The organism is Aeromonas sp. R2-2 (assembly GCF_040908355.1).
In the GTDB taxonomy this organism is placed as follows: Bacteria; Pseudomonadota; Gammaproteobacteria; order Enterobacterales; family Aeromonadaceae; genus Aeromonas; species Aeromonas veronii.
In genome coordinates, this window is record NZ_JBFODQ010000051.1 from 1 (window position 1) to 17,597 (window position 17,597).

Below are 17,597 nucleotides of genomic sequence, written 5' to 3' on the forward strand. Positions count from 1 at the left end.
TTGACATCCTCCCCGCCCTAAAGGACGGGGATTCCTACTGCGGTTAGGCGATTACGCTTAATTCGCTTCGGTGGGTTCCTGCTGCTGGCGGCCTTATTGCACCACTCACTTCACAGGCTAACTGGGCGTGTCCCGCCCTTAACACATTGATCGCGCCGACTAGATCGGCGTTTTCTTTAAAATCACACTCCACACATTCGAACGTAGCTTGTGTTTGACGATTATCAGCCGAGATATGCCCGCAACATGGGCACGTTCGGCTGGTGTTCTTCGGCGGCACCGCTATCAAATGCCCGCCATTCCAAGCCAGCTTGTAGTCGAGCTGACGCCGAAACTCGCCCCAGCCTTGATCTAAAATAGCCTTATTCAGGCCCGACTTGGCTCGCACGTTGCGCCCAGGCGTGTCAGTTGTGCCCGCCGCTGACTTGGACATATTTCGCACCTGCAAATCTTCGACACATACCAGCGCGTGGTTTTTGCTGATGGCGGTCGAGATCTTATGCAAGTAGTCGCGGCGGGCACTGCCGATATGAGTCTGGATGCGCTGAATACGGGCTTTCGCTTTCTTCCAATTGCGGCTGAATATGACTTTGCGGCTCATCGCCTGCTGCGCTTTGCGCAAGGCTTTTTCGTGAGCCTTGAAGCTGTTAAGTGGGTCTTTGTGGCTGCCATCTGACAGGGTGACAAAGCGTTTAATCCCCATATCGAGGCCAACAGCTGTGCCTTGATGAACGGGCACATCAACCTCTCGCTCGGTCTGGATAGCGGCATACCACTTACCGCTTGATTGGCTCACGGTGATGTTCTTGATCACCCCGAGCACATCCCGACTGTTGCGGTAGCGTAGCCAACCCAACTTAGGCAGGAACAGACGGCTATTGGCCTGATCGAGCTTGAAACCTTGCGGATAGCGGAAGCTATCGGATAAACCCTTCTTTTTGAAGCGAGGGAAATCGGCGCGTTTGGCGAAGAAGTTAGTGTAGGCTCGCTCCAGATCTTTTAGCGTTTGCTGCAAGGGTTGGGAGGGCGTTTCGGCAAGCCAAGCGGTTGAGTCTTCCGACTTCCATTGGGTGAGCTGTTTACACAGCTCCGCATAGCCGAGCTTCTTCTCGCCCTGTTCAAAGCGCTCCTGCTGCAACGCCAGCGCCTTGTTGAACACGAAACGGCATGAACCAGCGAAGCGGCGCATTCGCAGCTGTTGCTGGCCGTCTGGCCGAAGTTCATATTTGAAGGCTTGAAGTCGTTGCATGGCTATAATATACTTTGGTCTATGAGCAAAATCAATGACATTAGAACTGGCAGACACTGCGTTTTCTCTATGCATGTTCATTTGGTCTTTGTGACGAAATATCGCAGAAGAGTATTCGACAATGCCGCCATCGACCGCCTTAGAGAGCTGTTCTCCAAGATCTGCGCTGACTTTGAGGCAGAGCTAAAAGAGATGGATGGAGAGGTTGATCATGTTCACCTGCTGGTGAATTACCCGCCAAAAGTGGCAGTATCGGCGCTGGTGAACAGCCTAAAAGGGGCATCCAGTCGGGTGCTGCGAAAAGAGCGGCCAGACATCGCCGCCAAGTTCTACTACAAGGGCATGTTGTGGTCGCCATCTTACTTTGCATCGAGTTGTGGCGGCGCTCCGATAGAGATCATCCGGCAGTACATCGAGCAACAGCAAACACCTCATTAACCATGGAACGGCTACGCCATTCACACCTTATATCCCCGCCATGAATGACGGGGCTTTACGGTGCTTTTGGGTAAGTGTGAAACAACAAGAAGGTAACTGATGCGCGTTGAGGTCAAACCCGACCGGGAATATGCCTGGTTTATCCGCCCCTTTTTCTGGCTGCAAAAGCGCAACTATGGTCAGGTGCTTATTCCGGGCAAATGCTGGGGCCGCTCGCCGCGCCTGTTTGCCGCCGTCGCTACCCTCTACGGGGTCATCAACCGCAAGCGATCCCCCATCGACCCCGTGCTGCGCTCGCTGGTGACGGTGCGGGTCTCCCAGCTCAACTGGTGTCGTTTTTGCGTCGACATCAATGCCATGACCCTGGTAAAGAGAGCCGGCTCCAGCGAGAAGGTGGAGGCGCTGGCCAACTGGCGCGAAAGCCCGCTGTTCGATGAACGGGAGAAAGCAGTGCTCGACTACACCGAAGCGATGACCGGGCTGGATGGGGTTAGCGATGAACAGGCGGCCCGCCTCAAGCCCTGGTTCGACGACGACGCCATGGTTGAGCTGACCGGCCTTATCGCCTTCCAGAACATGTCGGCCAAGTTCAACGCCGCCCTCGATATCGCGCCGCAGGGCTTCTGCCAACTACCGGTGCAACCGGAACGCCCCGCCCAGCCAGACAGCAAGGACGCCTGATGAACCGGACCCGCCTGCTGCTTGCGCTGGTGATGGGGGGCCTCATCGGCACCTTTTTTACCCTCGATCTTGGCCGTTACCTCACTCTGGGCGCCTTGCAGGCCCAGCAGGCGGCACTGGCGCAATGGGTCGACAGCCACTTTGTCTCGGCCAGCCTGCTGTTCGTGCTTATCTATGTGCTGAGCACAGCCCTCTCCCTGCCCGGTGCCAGCCTGCTCACCCTGGGTGGCAGCGCGGTGTTCGGCGTCGCCTGGGGGCTGCTGCTGGTCTCCTTTGCCAGCTCCATCGGCGCGACCCTGGCCTTTCTCAGCGCCCGCTTTCTGCTGCGCGACTGGGTCACGGCCCGCTTTGGTGACAAGCTGACCACCTTTCACTCCGGCATGGCGAAGGAGGGTGCCTTCTATCTGCTCAGCCTGCGCCTCATCCCCGTATTCCCCTTCTTTCTGGTCAATCTGCTGATGGGGCTCACCCCCATCAGAGTCAGCACCTACTACTGGGTGAGCCAGCTTGGCATGCTGCCCGGCACCTTCGTCTATGTGCTGGCGGGCAGCGAGCTTGGCCAGTTAACCAGCACCGGCAATATCCTCTCTCCCGGCCTGATGATGGCGCTGACCCTGCTGGGGCTGATGCCCTGGCTGGTCAAGAAATTGACCGCACACCTCGCCCAGCGGCGCCTGCTCGCCACCTACCGCAAACCCGCTCGCTATGACTACAACCTGCTGGTGATAGGTGCCGGGGCCGGTGGACTGGTCACCAGCTATATCGCCGCAGCGGTGAAGGCCAAGGTGGCGCTCATCGAGAAACACAAGATGGGGGGCGATTGCCTCAACAGCGGCTGCGTCCCCTCCAAGGCATTGATCCGCTGCGCCCGCTTTGCCGCAGAGCAGCGCAAGGCCGACGAGCTGGGCTTTAGCCCAAGCCACTCCCGCGCCGATTTTGCCGCTGTGATGGAGCGGGTGGCTGAGGTTATCAAGGCGGTCGAGCCCCACGATTCCATCAAGCGCTATCAGGGGCTTGGGGTGGAGTGCATCGAAGGGGAGGCGCGGCTGGTCTCCCCCTGGGAGGTGGAAGTGAATGGCCAGCGCCTTGCCAGCCGCCATATCGTTATTGCCACCGGCGCCCGGCCGCTGGTGCCCAAGCTGCCGGGGCTGGATCAGGTGCCTTACCTCACCTCGGATAGCCTCTGGCAACTGCGCACCCCGCCGCGCCGCCTGCTGGTGCTGGGCGGCGGCCCCATCGGCTGCGAGCTGGCCCAAAGCTTCGCCCAGCTCGGCATTCCCGTGACCTTGGTGGAGCTCTCGGAGCAGCTGCTGCCCCGCGAAGATAGGGAAGTGGCCGACGCGCTGGCCGGGCAGATGAGCCGCGATGGCGTGCGGCTACTCACCGGCTGGCGCGCCGAGCGAGCCGACTACCTGCCCGCAGCCGAGGGGGATCTGCCCATCCGGCTGCAACTGCGCCGGGGCGATGAGACGCAGGTGATTGAAGGGGATCAACTGCTGCTGGCACTGGGTCGGGTCGCCAATGTGAGCGGCTTCGGGCTCGAAGCGTTGGGAGTCGAGTTTGCCCCCCGCGGCACCATAGCGGTCGATGGCTTTCTTGCCACCAACTTCCCCAGCATACTGGCAGTGGGAGACGTAGCGGGCCCTTACCAGTTCACCCACTTCGCCGCCCATCAGGCCTGGTATGCGGCGGTCAATGCCCTATTTGGCCAGTTCAAGCGCTTTCGGGCCGACTATCGGGTCATTCCGGCGGCCACCTACACCACTCCGGAGATTGCCCGGGTCGGCCTCAATCGCAAGGAGGCAGAGGCGCAGGGGATTCCCTTCGAGGCGACCCGCTTCGAGCTGGCCGAGCTGGATCGCGCCATTGCCGATGGTGAGCGCCACGGTTTTGTCGAGGTGCTGACCGTGCCGGGCAAGGATACTATCCTTGGCGCCACCATAGTGGGCACTCACGCCGGTGAGCGGATTGCCGAGTTCGTGCTCGCCATGCGTCACCGCCTCGGCCTTGGCAAGATCCTCGGCACCATTCACGCCTATCCCACCCTGATGGAGGGAAACAAATACGTGGCAGGTGAATGGAAACGGGCCCACCAGCCCACCCGGGTGCTGGCGTTGCTGGCCCGTTATCACCGCTGGCGCCGTGGCGCCTGACAATCAGGGAAACGTTTATGCTCAAGCCATTCTCACTGCTCGGCTCACACCTCAGATCACGCCAGAACTCTCGGCTTAAACAGCGGCTCAACGCCCTGCTGTGCGCCCTGCCACTGCTGGCCAGTGGCCCGCTGTTGGCGGCCAATCCAGACGACGGCTGGCAACAGACCCTTGAGGAGGCGAAAGGGCAGACCGTCTACTTCAACGCCTGGGGCGGCAGCCCGGAGATCAACGCCTATCTGGTGTGGGCCGGGCAGGAGCTGGCGCGCGACTATCAGGTCAAGCTGGTGCAGGTGAAGGTAGATGACATCGCCCAGAGCGTCAGCCAGCTGCTGGCCAACAAGCAGGCGGGTAAGCAAGCTGGCGGCCCCATCGACCTGCTGTGGGTCAACGGTGAGAACTTCAAGGCGCTCAAGGAGCAGGGGCTGCTTGGCGCGCCCTTTACCACTGAGCTGCCCAACATGGCGCTGGTAGACAGCAGCCTGCCGGTGAGTGAGGACTTCACCCTGCCGGTGGAAGGGCTGGAAGCCCCCTGGGGCATCGGCCAGCTCAATCTGATGGTCGACACCGAAGAGGTCGCCAGCCCGCCCACCTCGGCTGCAGCCCTGCTTGCGTGGGCCAAGGCCCATCCCGGCCGTTTCACCTATCCCAAGCCGCCCCAGTTCCATGGCTCCAGCTTTCTCAAGCAGATCTTGCTGGAGTTGACGCCAAACCCCGCCCCCCTCTATCGGGAAGCGACCGAGAGCGACTTTACCAAGCTCACCGCCCCGCTCTGGGCCTGGCTCGATGAGCTGCATCCGGCACTCTGGCGCAAGGGCAAGCTGTTCCCCACCAGCGCCGCCGAAACCCGCCAACTGCTCGATGATGGCGAACTGGCCATGGCCATCAGCTTCAACCCGCAGGAGGCGCAAAGCGCCGCCCAGATTGGCGCCCTGCCCCCCAGTGTGGAGGCGGTTGCCATGGAGAAAGGGGCGCTCACCAACAGCCATTTTCTCGCTATCCCCTTCAACGCCAGTGCCCGCGCCGGGGCCAAGGTGGTGGCCAACTTCCTGCTGAGCCCGGCAGCGCAGGCGCGCAAGGCCAATCCGGCATTCTGGGGTGATCCCAGCGTGCTGCGGGCCGATGCCCAGCCTGACTCCACAAAGGGGCAACCGGCATTGCGCTTCAAATCAGTGTCAGAGCCCCATCCCAGCTGGCAGCTCAAACTGGAAGCGGCCTGGGCCGGGCGTTACGGCCACTGATGAGTGCCGCTGGTCACCCGCTTGCCCGCTCCCGACCATGGCGCAGGTTGCTGATCCGCCACCGCGGGATGGGTATGGGCGTTGTTTATCTGGTGATCTTCGTCATTCCCCTGCTGGCGGGGCTATGGCAACTGCTGGCGGAGGGGATGACCGCCTCTCATCTTGCCTTGCTGTTGGCCCAGCCTGGCCTGTGGCACTCCGCTGCGCTGAGCCTGTGGATTGGCGCCGCCTCGACCCTCGGTAGCCTGCTGTTGACCGCCCTGCTGCTGGCCCACAGCGACAGCCGGGCTTTCGGCCTGCTCCGCCGCCTGCTCTCGCCGATGCTGGCCATGCCCCACGTCGCCTTTGGCATCGGTTTTACCTTTCTGCTCGCCCCCTCCGGCTGGCTGCTGCGGCTCGTCTCGCCAGCCCTTACCGGATTTGAACTGCCCCCCGATTGGCAGACTATTCGCGACCCTCTAGGACTCGGGCTGATTACACTGCTCGTGTTCAAAGAGACCCCCTTTCTGCTGCTGATGGCGATGGCCGCGCAGCAACCCATCCCGCTGGCGCGCCAGCAGTGGCTGGGGGCGAGCCTCGGCTTCAGCCCCCCCCAGATCTGGTGGCGCCTGCTGCTGCCAGCGCTCTGGCCCGCCCTGCACCTGCCCATCTATGCGGTGGCAGCCTATGGTGTGGCGGTGGTGGATCTCGCCCAGCTGCTCGGGCCCGATGCCCCCGCCCCGCTGGCGGTGCGGTTGTGGCTCTGGTATCAGGACCCGGATCTGCTCTGGCGCGGTGCCACCGCCAGCGGCGCCCTGCTGCTGCTCGCCATCACGGCGCTGCTGATCGCCCTGCTCAGATTACTGGAGTGGTTTCATCAAGAAGTGGGCAAAGGCTGCTGGCTCGATGGCAAACGGGCGATGCCTCACTCCTTTGCCAACCGGCTCGCAGCATGCTTTTCATTCACCCTGATCACCCTCAATCTGGCGGTGCTGGCGGCCCTGCTGCTCTGGTCGCTGGCGCGCCGCTGGCCCTTTCCCGCCCTCTTGCCCAGTCAGTGGAGCGGTCACTACTGGCTGGATCTGCTGCCAACCCTGCTGCCGCTGCTGGCAACCAGTGCGCTGTTGGCACTGGCGAGTGGCTTGCTGGCGCTGGTGATGGCGGTGTGTAGTCTGGAGGTGCAAGCCGGGCGCCGCCGCTGGCCACTTTGGCTTGTCTGCCTGCCGCTGTTGCTGCCGCAGGCCAGCCTGCTGTTTGGCATCCGGCTCGGGCTGGACTGGCTTGCACATGACTCGATAAGCAGCGCCATTGGCTGGAGCTGGGTGCTCTGGAGCCAGCTGCTGTTTGTCTTTCCCTATGTCTATTTGTGCCTGCACGGCCCCTATCGTCAGTTCGATCCGCGGATCACCCAAAGCGCCCTGCTGCTGGGAGCAACACCGTGGCGAGCCTGGTGGCAGGTCAAAGCACCGCTACTGGCCCGCCCTCTGCTATTTGCCTTCGGTGTCGGGGCGGCGGTAAGCCTGGCCCAGTATCTGCCGACCCTGCTGTTTGGCGCAGGCAGAGTGGTCACCATCACCACCGAAGCGGTGGCCATCGGCAGTGGCCTCAACCGGCGGCTGGCGGGGCTCTACGGCCTGCTGCAACTGCTGCTGCCGCTCGTTATCTATCTGCTGGCGCTCTGGCTGCCGGCGCGGATCAATCCGGCGCTCAAGGGGGGCGGCTCACGATGAACTCTCATGATGGAAATAGCCATGTGCTGAGCACCACGCCTCTTCGGCTCTATCTGGAGGAAAGCCTGTTGCTCTCGCTGCCCGCCCTGCAGGTGGCACCCGGCGAGGTGTTGACCCTGATGGGGCCCAGCGGCTGTGGTAAAAGCTCCCTGCTGGCGGGGCTCGCCGGGGTACTGCCGAGCGCGCTGACGGGGAGCGGCCCAATCCGGCTGGAGGGGGAGGTAAGGCTCGGCGAGCGGCCACTCAACACCTTGCCTGCGCAAGCGCGGCGCATCGGCATGCTGTTTCAGAATGACTTGCTGTTTGACCATCTGACGGTGGCGGAGAACCTGATGTTCGGCATGCCGGCGACCATCAAGGGAAAACGCGCGCGGCGGGAAAAGGCACTGGCCGCATTGGCACGGATCGCGCTGGCGGATCAGGCTGACAAGCTGCCGCAACTGCTATCGGGGGGTCAGCGGGCGCGGGTCAGCCTGCTGCGGGCGCTGTTAGCGGAACCCGACGCCCTGCTGCTGGACGAGCCCTTCTCCCGCCTCGACAAGCCGCTGCGGGCCGCCTTTCGCCAGCTGGTGTTCGCGCAGATCAAAGCGCTGGCCATTCCCGCCATTCTGGTAACCCACGACGAAGACGACGCGCCGGGCACCATACTTCACCTCACCGAATCCTGTTTTTGACCGAGGAGTTCACCTTGTTTGACCGCCACCTGATCCCCGTGATCCGCAGCCCCCTCAGCCAGCTTGCCAAGCCGCTCTGCCGCGCCGGGATCAGCGCCAATCAGGTGAGCCTCACCGGCTTTGCTATTGGCATGCTGGCGCTGCCGCTGCTGGCCTTTGGTTGCTATCAATGGGCGCTCGCGGCGATCCTGCTCAACCGCTTGCTGGACGGGCTCGATGGCGCAGTGGCGCGGGAAACCGGCATCACCGACTGCGGCGGCTTTCTCGACATCACGCTCGACTTTATTTTCTACGCCGCCGTGGTACTAGGCTTTGCCCTCGCCGCCCCCGCCAATGCACTGCCCGCCGCCACCCTGCTGTTTGCCTTTATGGGCACAGGGTCGAGCTTTCTGGCGTTTGCCATCATGGCGGGCAAGCGGGGGATCGACAATCCGGTCTACCACCACAAGTCCCTCTACTATCTGGGCGGCCTCACCGAGGGGAGCGAGACCATAGCTCTCTTTGTGCTGATGTGTCTGTGGCCCGCCGCCTTCGCCCCGCTCGCCTACGGCTTTGCGCTGCTCTGCGCCATCACCACCCTGACCCGGCTCTGGAGCGGTTACCACACCCTGCGTCACCCACCGCGCTAAACAGTGCAGCCCTCACCTAAGGGCTAATCTATCGCACGATGAATTGGTGGCCAACGAGGCGCACGGAACACTTGCACGGGGATGACAATGTTTTACCATGACGACACTTTTGTCAGTCTCTTTGAGAACCCTATGCGTCGCCTTGCCTCTCTTCTCACTCTGTCGTTATTCCCCCTGCTCGGTGGCTGCAGCAGCGCCCCGGCCCCCAAGCCCGTGGTCAAGCCTCAACCCAACAGTGCCTTTATCAATCAGGCGCCATCGAGCAAACCCGTTTACACACAAGGGGTTAGCAAGGGGGATTTCGCCAATCGCCCCAATGTGGACAGATTCGTCCAGAAGATGGTCGAGCAGCATGGCTTCGACAACGCCCAGTTGCATCAGCTGCTGGCACAGGCAGAGCGCTACGACTGGATCATCCGCCTGATGGATGCCCAGGCGCCGACCACCGCCAAGCCCACCGGCCCGACCGGCGCCTGGAACCGCTATCGCGCCAAGTTCATCACCCCGGATAACGTGCAAAACGGCGTCAACTTCTGGCGTGAATACGCAAGCGAGCTGAACCGGGCGGAGCAGATCTACGGGGTACCGCCGGAGATCATCGTCGGCATTATCGGGGTGGAGACCCGCTGGGGCCGGGTGATGGGCAAGACCCGCATTCTGGATGCGCTGGCCACCCTGGCGTTTGATTATCCGCGCCGCGCCGAGTTCTTCACCAGCGAGCTGGAAGCCTTCCTGGTGATGACCCGCGATGAAGGGATGGATCCTGCAGAACCCAAGGGCTCCTACGCCGGGGCCATGGGCTATGGCCAGTTCATGCCCTCCAGCTTCCAGCGCTATGCGGTGGACTTTGACGGCAACGGCCACACCAATTTGTGGGATCCGGTGGATGCCATCGGCAGCGTTGCCAACTACTTCAAGGCCCACGGCTGGGAGAAAGGGCAACCGGTGGCGGTGCGCGGTCAGGGCCAACTGCCCGGCTACGAGCATGGCTTCCAGACCCGCTACCCGGTCGCCACTCTGCGCCGCGCAGGGCTCACCCCCACCAGCAGCTTGGGCAATCACAGCGAGTCGAGCCTGCTGCGCCTCGATGTGGGCACCGGCTACCAATACTGGTACGGCCTGCCCAACTTCTACACCATCACCCGCTACAACCACAGCACCCACTACGCCATGGCGGTGTGGCAGCTGGGTCTGGCGGTGAAGGCGGCACGCTGACAACTCGCTGGTATAAAACAGACAATTAAAAAGGAGCCATTATGGCTCCTTTTTTATATCCAACGTTCAACCCCATCAGGGGCTCAAGGATGACTACCTGATTTAGACGCCTGCCTTGGCCAGCGCCGCAGAGACGATCTGCTGGGCTTCTTGCTGGATCAGATCCAGGTGCGCCTCGCCCTTGAAGCTCTCCATGTAGATCTTGTAGATGGACTCGGTGCCGGAGGGGCGCGCCGCGAACCAGCCGTTCTCGGTCACCACCTTCAGGCCACCGATGGCTGCATCGTTGCCCGGCGCCTTGGTCAGCTTGGCGATAATGGGCTCACCGGCCAGGGTAGAGGCTTCGACCAGTGCCGGATCCAGCTTGGAGAGCACCGCTTTCTGGGCGCTGTTGGCCGGGGCGTCGATACGGCGATAGCTGGAGCGGCCAAACTTGGTTTCCAGTGCGTCGTAGTGGGCCTGCGGATCCTTGCCGGTAACCGCCAGAATTTCGGCCGCCAGCAGCGCCAGAATGAAGCCATCCTTGTCGGTGGTCCAGACGGTGCCGTCTTTGCGCAGGAAGGAGGCGCCCGCGCTCTCTTCGCCGCCAAAGCCGAACTCGCCGCTATAGAGGCCATCCACGAACCACTTGAAGCCGACCGGCACCTCTTTCAGGGTGCGGCCAATCTCGCCGGCAACCCGGTCGATCATCGAAGAGGAGACCAGCGTCTTGCCGACAGCCGCATCGGCAGCCCAGCCGGTGCGATGGGTAAACAGATACTGGATTGCCACCGCCAGATAGTGGTTCGGGTTCATCAGGCCGGACTTGGTAACGATGCCGTGACGGTCATAGTCAGGGTCATTGCCAAGGGCGATGTCGAACTTGTCTTTGAGGGCAATCAGGCTCGCCATGGCGAACGGGCTGGAGCAGTCCATCCGGATCTTGCCGTCTTTATCCAGGGTCATGAAGGAGAAGGTCGGGTCGACCTTGTAGTTCACCACCTCGATATTCAGGCCATAGGTCTTGGCGATAACGTCCCAATAGGCGACGCCGGAGCCACCCAGCGGATCGACACCGATCTTGATGCCAGCGTTCTTGATGGCATCCATGTCCAGCACGTTCTTCAGATCATCCACATAAGGGGTGACATAGTCGTGCTCGACCACGAACGGGCTCTTGAGCGCTTCGGCGAACGGCATCCGTTTCACACCGGCCAGACCCGCTTCCAGAATGGCGTTGGCACGGTCCTCCACCCACTTGGTGATCTCTCCTTCGGCGGGGCCACCGTGAGGCGGGTTGTACTTGAAGCCACCATCTTCCGGCGGGTTGTGGGACGGGGTGATCACCACCCCGTCAGCGCGCGCAGCCGGTTTGCCTGCATTGTGGCGCAGGATGGCGTGAGAGATGACCGGGGTCGGGGTAAAGCCCATACCGGCTTGAATGCGAGTTTCAACGCCGTTGGCCGCCAGCACTTCGACTGCGCTGGCAAAGGCGGATTCGGACAGGGCATGGGTATCCATGCCGACAAACAGCGGGCCAGTGATACCGGCCTGCCGGCGATATTCCACCAGCGCTTGGGTCACCGCCAGAATATGGGATTCGGTAAAGGCGTTGTGCAAGGCACTGCCACGGTGGCCGGAGGTACCGAAGGCAACCCGCTGCTCGGGGCGGCTCATGTCCGGCTTGTTGAGGTAGTAGGCACTGACCAGACGGGGGATGTTGGTCAGGTCGCTTAAACGAGCCGGCTGACCGGCGTGGGAATGCTGAGCCATGGCGTTTTCCTTGCGTAATGGCGGCCTTGCCGGGCAAGGCCTGAGTCTTGATAAACCGTTAAATGGCGCCACACACCTGCGCGATCACCTCTTCGCCATAGCCCATGCTGGCCATCAGCTGGGCCACCATATTCTGCTTGCGGCTGGTGTTGGTGTTGGTGATCACCCAGAACGGGGTGTCCGGTACCGGCTTGGGCTTGGTGGTGCTACCACTGGCACGCAGAGCCTCGGGATCCCGTGAGAAATAGACGCGCTTGCGTCCCTTGATTTCGGTGGCCTGGGTAAACCCGACCGGATCGTCCCGGTAGAGGGTACTGAGCACCTGCATGAAGCGGTTGATGGACTTCTCTTCTTTTTGCAGCTCACCGGAATCGAGCAGGGCTTGCAGCCCTTGCCGGGTGGCTACCGCACTGGGCTGCACGACGGCAACGGGCTCGGCAACCGGCACACGTTCGTGAGCAGGCTGTTCCAGCAGACGGCGCAGGATATCGGAGGCACTCTCACCAATGTGCCGGGTCTGGCTGGCGATATAGAAGTAGAGATCGTCATCAAGCTCGATGGTTTTCATAGGGATGCGCTGGACTCGTCGAAATTCGGATGCGGCGATTATACATAGGCAAACCCGACAGCCCAAGCAAGGGGCTGGCAGATGTACATGAATCTCATCGAGAATACGGCATAATAGCGGGCCAAGTGTGTGATCAGCCGCACTGATAGCCGATCCGGACGGGATTTTTTAGAAAAAAAACCACATGAATTTCCTATCCGTTGGACGAAATCCTTTTCTTTCCAGTGCGTTAAATAAAACAGCGATACGCACCCACGACCGACAAGGTGTCATTTTGCAACAAAACAGCATATTGAACTTCAAGGAGCAGGGTCAGGGCCCGGCGGTCATTCTGATCCACGGCCTGTTTGGCAGCCTCGATAACCTCGGCCTGCTGGCCCGTGCTCTCTGCGAGCAATACCGGGTTATCAGCGTCGATCTGCGTAACCACGGCGCCTCCTTTCATGGCAGCGAGATGAGCTATCCGGCGCAGGCGGCCGATATTCTGACCCTGATGGATCGGCTGAATATTGCCGACGCCACCCTGATTGGCCACTCGATGGGGGGCAAAGTGGCGATGCAGGTCGCCAAGCTGGCGCCAGCACGTGTAAGCCGTCTAGTCGTCGCCGATATGGCACCGGTCGCCTATCCCCACTCCCGCCACCAGAATGTGTTCGCCGGACTCAACGCCACACTGCACACGCCGCCGCAAAGCCGCAGCGAAGCGGAAGCCATGTTGGCCGAACATATCGAGATCGCCGGGGTACGCCAGTTCCTGCTCAAATCCTTCGCCAGAGGCGAGCATGGCTGGGGTTGGCGCTTCAATGTGCCGGCGCTTGAGCAAAACTACGCCGACATCATGGGCTGGCCAGAGGATGATCGCCGCTTCGAGGGGCCGGTGCTCTTTATCAAGGGGGGGGATTCTGACTATATGCAGCCGCAATACAGCGAGGCGGCACTGGCCCAATTCCCGGCGGCAAAGGTGCGTGTCATCGCGGGTACCGGCCACTGGCTGCATGCGGAAAAACCGGCTCTGTTCAACAAATTGGTTGTGGATTTCCTGTCGACAGGCGGTTAACAGTTTCAAATCCTTTGTGATATAGTGCGCCCGTCATAAGGAGTGTGCGCAATCCATGCTAAGTGAACATATCGACCTGATCGAAAGTTTGGGCCTCAAGTTATTCTTTGTGGCCATTTTCATATTGATTGGCCTGGCCATTCAGGACGTGCTCAAGCGCGGCAACGTGCCCCGTTTCGGTCGTTTTATCGTCTGGTTGGTACTGTTTCTGGGTTGTGCGGGTTTTGTCGCCAAGGGGCTGATCGAACTGGGCTGGGAAGGCTCAGGACTCGGCTAACTTATTTTCATCTGTGATGTATGGCCAAACAGCAAACTGATCGAACAACACTGGATCTGTTCGCAAATGAGAAGCGCCCCGGCAGGCCAAAGACCAATCCACTCCCCCGCGAGACCCAGCTCAAGATCAACAAGCGTAACCAGCTTAAGCGCGATCGGGAAAATGGGCTGAAGCGGGTAGAGTTAAAGGTGGAGGCCGAGTTGCTGGAGCGCCTGAACCAACTTGCGTTACAACAGAACATCAGCCGAGCCGAGCTGATCCAATCTATCCTGAAACAACAGATTGAGTCCGCCTTTGCGGTGGACATTGCAGTCTGAGCGTTGAGCATTAACACCAAATACGGGTAACTAAACACTATGGCAAGTGTAGGTCTGTTTTTTGGCAGCGATACCGGTAACACCGAAGCTGTCGCCAAGATGATCCAGAAAGAGCTGGGCAAAAACCTGATTGAAGTCCGTGACATCGCCAAGAGCAGCAAGGCCGACATCGAGAGCTTTGATCTGCTGATGTTCGGCATCCCGACTTGGTACTACGGCGAAGCCCAGGCCGACTGGGACGACTTCTTCCCCGATCTGGGCGAAATCGACTTCACCAACAAGCTGGTCGCCATCTTCGGTTGCGGTGATCAGGAAGACTATTCCGAGTACTTCCTCGACGCCATGGGCACCCTGCGTGACATCGTCGAAGCAAAAGGCGCCATCATCATCGGTCACTGGCCGACTGCCGGCTACGAGTTCGAAGCCTCCAAGGCACTGGTCGATGACAAGCACTTTGTCGGTCTGGGTATCGATGAAGATCGCCAGCCGGAGCTGACTGCTGAGCGCGTCAAGGGCTGGTGCAAGCAGCTGCACGAAGAGATGTGCCTGGGCGAGCTGGAGTAATCCACCTCCCCCTCATACCTCTGACAACAAGGGCCCCGACGGGGCCCTTGTTGTATCTGCTTGTTGCGATGCCTGCCTTTATTCTTCCCTGTTATTCACCTCTGTGCTCCGGTTTGGCCCGCACATAGAGGGTGCGCTTGACCTGCGCCACCAGCTCGCCGCTCTTGTCTTGCACCGTCACCTCGAATTCGGGGAAGTGCTTGTTGCCACCTTCGGTCGCCGCCACGATTTCGGCCAGCTTGCCCTCGGTCAGGTTGAACTCGGCCACCAGCTTGCCCTTGCCCGGCTTGATGTAGTTGATGCTGCCCGCCTTGTCCCAGACGTAGTAGCGATTCTTGAAGTAGCCCATCAGCATCAGTGGATAGATGGGGTCTGTCATGGCAAACATGCTGCCGCCAAACTGGGTGCGGTTGGCATTCTTGTTCCACCAGCGGGATTTCAGGGTCACCCGGCAATAACGAAAGTCATCGCTCAGGGTCTCTATCTTGATACCGGCACCCCAGAAAGGGGGCCAGGCGTTGAGTGCGCGGCGCACCCAGGCCGCATTGTCAAAAAGCCAATCCATGGATCTCATCCGACCAGAAATATGAAAGTTACATCTTATCAACATCTGCCATGCCAGCAAGTCGGACGACACGATTGATTATTTCAATCCAACCGGCCATTTATGACTAAACCCCTTGAATTGCTGGGTTTATTTTTAGGGAGGCTACGACCTATAATGACAGGCCAAGCGAGTTCAAGGTTGCCATTCCTGCGGCAGTCCATCAGAATAACCCCACCTTCGAGAATGCGAATAAGTAGAATATGGCAGACAACAACCAAGCGTTAAAAAAGGCCGGGCTCAAGATCACCTTGCCCCGGGTCAAAATCCTGGAAATCCTGCAACAGCCGGACTGCCAGCACACCAGCGCCGAGGATCTCTATAAACGACTGATCGACCTGGGTGAAGAGATTGGTCTCGCTACCGTCTATCGCGTTCTCAACCAGTTTGATGATGCCGGTATCGTTACCCGTCACCACTTCGAAGGTGGCAAGTCGGTATTCGAGCTGGCCACTCAGGAGCACCACGACCACCTGGTTTGCCTCGACTGCGGCAAGGTGATCGAGTTCTCCGACGAAGTGATCGAACAGCGTCAGCGCGAGATCGCCAAGAAATTCAATATCCGTCTCACCAACCACAGCCTCTACCTCTACGGTCATTGTGCTACCGGTGAGTGCAAGCACGACGAATAAGTCGCCCGCGACTTGCAGATAACGGACAATAAAAAAAGCCAGCATCAGCTGGCTTTTTTATTGTCCGGCGCAGGCCGCTGGCAGCACACAGGGCAGGGTTTCCCCTGCCCCATCGGCTTAGCCTTCTACCTTGCCCCAGGAGTCGCGCAGGGCAACGGTGCGGTTAAACACCAGATGCTCCGGGCTGGAGAGCTTGTTGTCGGCGCAGAAGTAACCTTCACGCTCGAACTGGTAAGCCTGCTCCGGCTTGGCGTCCTTCAGGGAAGCCTCGACACGGGCCCCCTCGATGATCACCAGAGATTCCGGGTTCAGCGCAGCTTCGAAGTCATCCTCGGCGCCCGGGTTCGGCACCTTGAACAGACGGTCGTAGAGACGCACTTCCGCTGGCAGGGAGTGGGTGGCGCTGACCCAGTGGATCACCCCTTTCACCTTGCGGCCATCGGCCGGATCCTTGCCCAGAGTCTCGGGATCGTAGGAGCAGTAGATGCAGGTGACTTTGCCATCGGCATCTTTCTCGATGCGCTCGGCCTTGATCACATAGGCATTGCGCAGACGCACTTCCTTGCCCAGCACCAGACGCTTGAACTGCTTGTTCGCCTCTTCTTTGAAGTCCGCTTCGTCGATGAAGATTTCACGGGTAAAGTTCAGCTCGCGGGTCCCCATCTCGGCATTGCTCGGGTGGGCCGGGGCAGTCAGCACTTCATCGGCAGCCAGGTTCTCGATGACCACTTTCACCGGATGCAGCACGGCCATGGCGCGCGGGGCATGCTCGTTGAGGTCTTCGCGGATGCAGGCTTCCAGCATGCTCATCTCGACGATGTTGTCCTGCTTGGTGACGCCGATGCGTTTGCAGAACTCGCGAATGGAGGCCGGAGTGTAACCACGACGACGCAGACCGGAGACGGTCAGCATACGCGGGTCATCCCAACCATCGACGTGCTTCTCGGTCACCAGCAGGTTCAGCTTGCGCTTGGACATGACAGTGTATTCGAGGTTCAGACGAGAGAACTCGTACTGACGGGGGTGGCAGTCGATGGTGATGTTATCCAGCACCCAGTCGTACAGACGACGGTTGTCCTGGAACTCCAGGGTGCAGATGGAGTGGGTGATCCCTTCCAGCGCGTCCGAGATGCAGTGGGTGAAGTCATACATCGGGTAGATGCACCACTTGTCACCGGTCTGGTGGTGGTGGGCAAACTTGATGCGGTAGATAACCGGATCACGCATCACCATGAAGGGGGATGCCATGTCGATCTTGGCGCGCAGGCAGGCGGTGCCTTCGGCGAACTCGCCATTCTTCATCTTGGCAAACAGCGCCAGGTTCTCTTCCACGCTGCGATCGCGGAACGGGCTGTTCTTGCCAGCTTCAGTCAGAGTGCCACGGTACTCGCGCATCTGCTCGGGCGTCAGCTCGTCCACATAGGCCAGACCCTTTTCAATCAGCTCGATGGCGTAGCCGTGCAGCTTGTCGAAATAGTCGGAGGAGTAGCAGATCTCGCCGTTCCACTGGAAGCCGAGCCACTGTACGTCCTGCTTGATGGACTCTACGTACTCGATATCTTCCTTCACCGGGTTGGTGTCATCGAAACGCAGGTTGCACTGGCCCTGATAGTCGCGGGCGATGCCGAAGTTCAGGCAGATGGATTTGGCGTGGCCGATATGGAGATAACCGTTCGGCTCGGGCGGAAAACGGGTATGCACGCTGCTGTGCTTACCGCTGGCCAGATCTTCATCAATGATCTGACGAATAAAGTTAGTTGGGCTGTTCGCCTGACTCATGGCTCACCTCAAAAAAGCGTCACTGGCGGAAGTTGTGCCGGCTGGCACCCTCATCCCC

Annotated in this window: 18 protein-coding genes; 13 read left to right on the forward strand and 5 right to left on the reverse strand. The window is 60.2% G+C overall.

All coding sequences use genetic code 11. The features are described from left to right. Positions 1-43: 43 nt before the first annotated feature. A complete protein-coding gene (locus AB5Z09_RS09010; RefSeq protein ID WP_149153227.1) occupies positions 44-1,249 on the reverse strand; it encodes an RNA-guided endonuclease TnpB family protein in 1,206 nt (401 codons plus the stop codon). Between the two features lie 21 nt (positions 1,250-1,270). On the opposite strand from AB5Z09_RS09010, the gene tnpA reads away from it, so the two are divergent. The 8 genes from tnpA to mltB all read left to right on the forward strand — a co-directional run bounded on the left by tnpA (position 1,271) and on the right by mltB (position 9,989). Next, a complete protein-coding gene (gene tnpA, locus AB5Z09_RS09015; protein WP_064338318.1) occupies positions 1,271-1,687 on the forward strand; it encodes an IS200/IS605 family transposase in 417 nt (138 codons plus the stop codon). A gap of 99 nt (positions 1,688-1,786) precedes the next feature. After that, on the forward strand, positions 1,787-2,368 hold the full coding sequence (locus AB5Z09_RS09020; RefSeq protein ID WP_021231092.1) for a carboxymuconolactone decarboxylase family protein: 582 nt from the start codon (positions 1,787-1,789) through the stop codon (positions 2,366-2,368). Then, the gene (locus tag AB5Z09_RS09025; RefSeq protein WP_270657342.1) at positions 2,368-4,521 is read left to right on the forward strand and encodes an FAD-dependent oxidoreductase; all 2,154 of its coding nucleotides are present in this window, start codon (positions 2,368-2,370) and stop codon (positions 4,519-4,521) included. The genes AB5Z09_RS09020 and AB5Z09_RS09025 overlap by 1 nt, the downstream gene beginning before the upstream one ends. A gap of 17 nt (positions 4,522-4,538) precedes the next feature. Beyond that, entirely contained in the window at positions 4,539-5,762 is a 1,224-nt protein-coding gene (locus tag AB5Z09_RS09030) for an ABC transporter substrate-binding protein (RefSeq protein WP_232099215.1), read from the forward strand. A gap of 74 nt (positions 5,763-5,836) precedes the next feature. Further along, complete coding sequence (locus AB5Z09_RS09035; protein WP_270660482.1) at positions 5,837-7,471, forward strand: ABC transporter permease; 1,635 nt, start codon at positions 5,837-5,839, stop codon at positions 7,469-7,471. 23 nt (positions 7,472-7,494) lie between these two features. After that, positions 7,495-8,145: an ATP-binding cassette domain-containing protein gene (locus AB5Z09_RS09040; protein ID WP_270657347.1), complete on the forward strand. Its 651-nt coding sequence runs from the start codon at positions 7,495-7,497 to the stop codon at positions 8,143-8,145. A gap of 14 nt (positions 8,146-8,159) precedes the next feature. Next, a complete protein-coding gene (locus tag AB5Z09_RS09045) occupies positions 8,160-8,774 on the forward strand; it encodes a CDP-alcohol phosphatidyltransferase family protein (RefSeq protein WP_042657097.1) in 615 nt (204 codons plus the stop codon). Positions 8,775-8,906: 132 nt separating this feature from the next. Beyond that, positions 8,907-9,989 carry a lytic murein transglycosylase B gene (mltB, locus tag AB5Z09_RS09050; RefSeq protein WP_270657339.1) on the forward strand — a complete coding sequence of 361 codons (1,083 nt, stop codon included), beginning with the start codon at positions 8,907-8,909 and terminating at the stop codon, positions 9,987-9,989. A gap of 102 nt (positions 9,990-10,091) precedes the next feature. Here the strand turns inward: mltB and pgm are convergent, their stop codons facing one another. After that, positions 10,092-11,741 carry a phosphoglucomutase (alpha-D-glucose-1,6-bisphosphate-dependent) gene (pgm, locus tag AB5Z09_RS09055; protein ID WP_042657096.1) on the reverse strand — a complete coding sequence of 550 codons (1,650 nt, stop codon included), beginning with the start codon at positions 11,739-11,741 and terminating at the stop codon, positions 10,092-10,094. A 58-nt stretch (positions 11,742-11,799) separates the two neighbouring features. Beyond that, the gene (gene seqA / locus AB5Z09_RS09060) at positions 11,800-12,309 is read right to left on the reverse strand and encodes a replication initiation negative regulator SeqA (RefSeq protein ID WP_042657095.1); all 510 of its coding nucleotides are present in this window, start codon (positions 12,307-12,309) and stop codon (positions 11,800-11,802) included. Positions 12,310-12,583: 274 nt separating this feature from the next. On the opposite strand from seqA, the gene AB5Z09_RS09065 reads away from it, so the two are divergent. The 4 genes from AB5Z09_RS09065 to fldA are packed head-to-tail and all read left to right on the forward strand — an operon-like array spanning position 12,584 to position 14,524. Next, positions 12,584-13,366, forward strand: coding sequence for an alpha/beta fold hydrolase (locus tag AB5Z09_RS09065; protein WP_082034827.1), 783 nt, complete (start codon positions 12,584-12,586; stop codon positions 13,364-13,366). A gap of 55 nt (positions 13,367-13,421) precedes the next feature. Further along, on the forward strand, positions 13,422-13,643 hold the full coding sequence (locus AB5Z09_RS09070) for a DUF2788 domain-containing protein (RefSeq protein WP_005334296.1): 222 nt from the start codon (positions 13,422-13,424) through the stop codon (positions 13,641-13,643). Between the two features lie 20 nt (positions 13,644-13,663). Next, positions 13,664-13,960, forward strand: a complete 297-nt coding sequence (ybfE, locus tag AB5Z09_RS09075) for a LexA regulated protein (RefSeq protein WP_005334297.1) — start codon at positions 13,664-13,666, stop codon at positions 13,958-13,960. A 39-nt stretch (positions 13,961-13,999) separates the two neighbouring features. Continuing rightward, positions 14,000-14,524, forward strand: coding sequence for a flavodoxin FldA (fldA, locus tag AB5Z09_RS09080; RefSeq protein ID WP_005334298.1), 525 nt, complete (start codon positions 14,000-14,002; stop codon positions 14,522-14,524). Between the two features lie 91 nt (positions 14,525-14,615). Here the strand turns inward: fldA and AB5Z09_RS09085 are convergent, their stop codons facing one another. Beyond that, the gene (locus AB5Z09_RS09085; RefSeq protein WP_005334300.1) at positions 14,616-15,089 is read right to left on the reverse strand and encodes a DUF4442 domain-containing protein; all 474 of its coding nucleotides are present in this window, start codon (positions 15,087-15,089) and stop codon (positions 14,616-14,618) included. A 242-nt stretch (positions 15,090-15,331) separates the two neighbouring features. Between AB5Z09_RS09085 and fur the strand changes: the two genes are divergently transcribed. Next, positions 15,332-15,760, forward strand: coding sequence for a ferric iron uptake transcriptional regulator (gene fur, locus AB5Z09_RS09090; RefSeq protein ID WP_005334301.1), 429 nt, complete (start codon positions 15,332-15,334; stop codon positions 15,758-15,760). 117 nt (positions 15,761-15,877) lie between these two features. Here fur and glnS read toward each other — a convergent pair whose 3' ends face one another. Further along, complete coding sequence (gene glnS / locus AB5Z09_RS09095; RefSeq protein WP_064336856.1) at positions 15,878-17,539, reverse strand: glutamine--tRNA ligase; 1,662 nt, start codon at positions 17,537-17,539, stop codon at positions 15,878-15,880. Between the last annotated feature and the right edge of the window lie 58 nt (positions 17,540-17,597).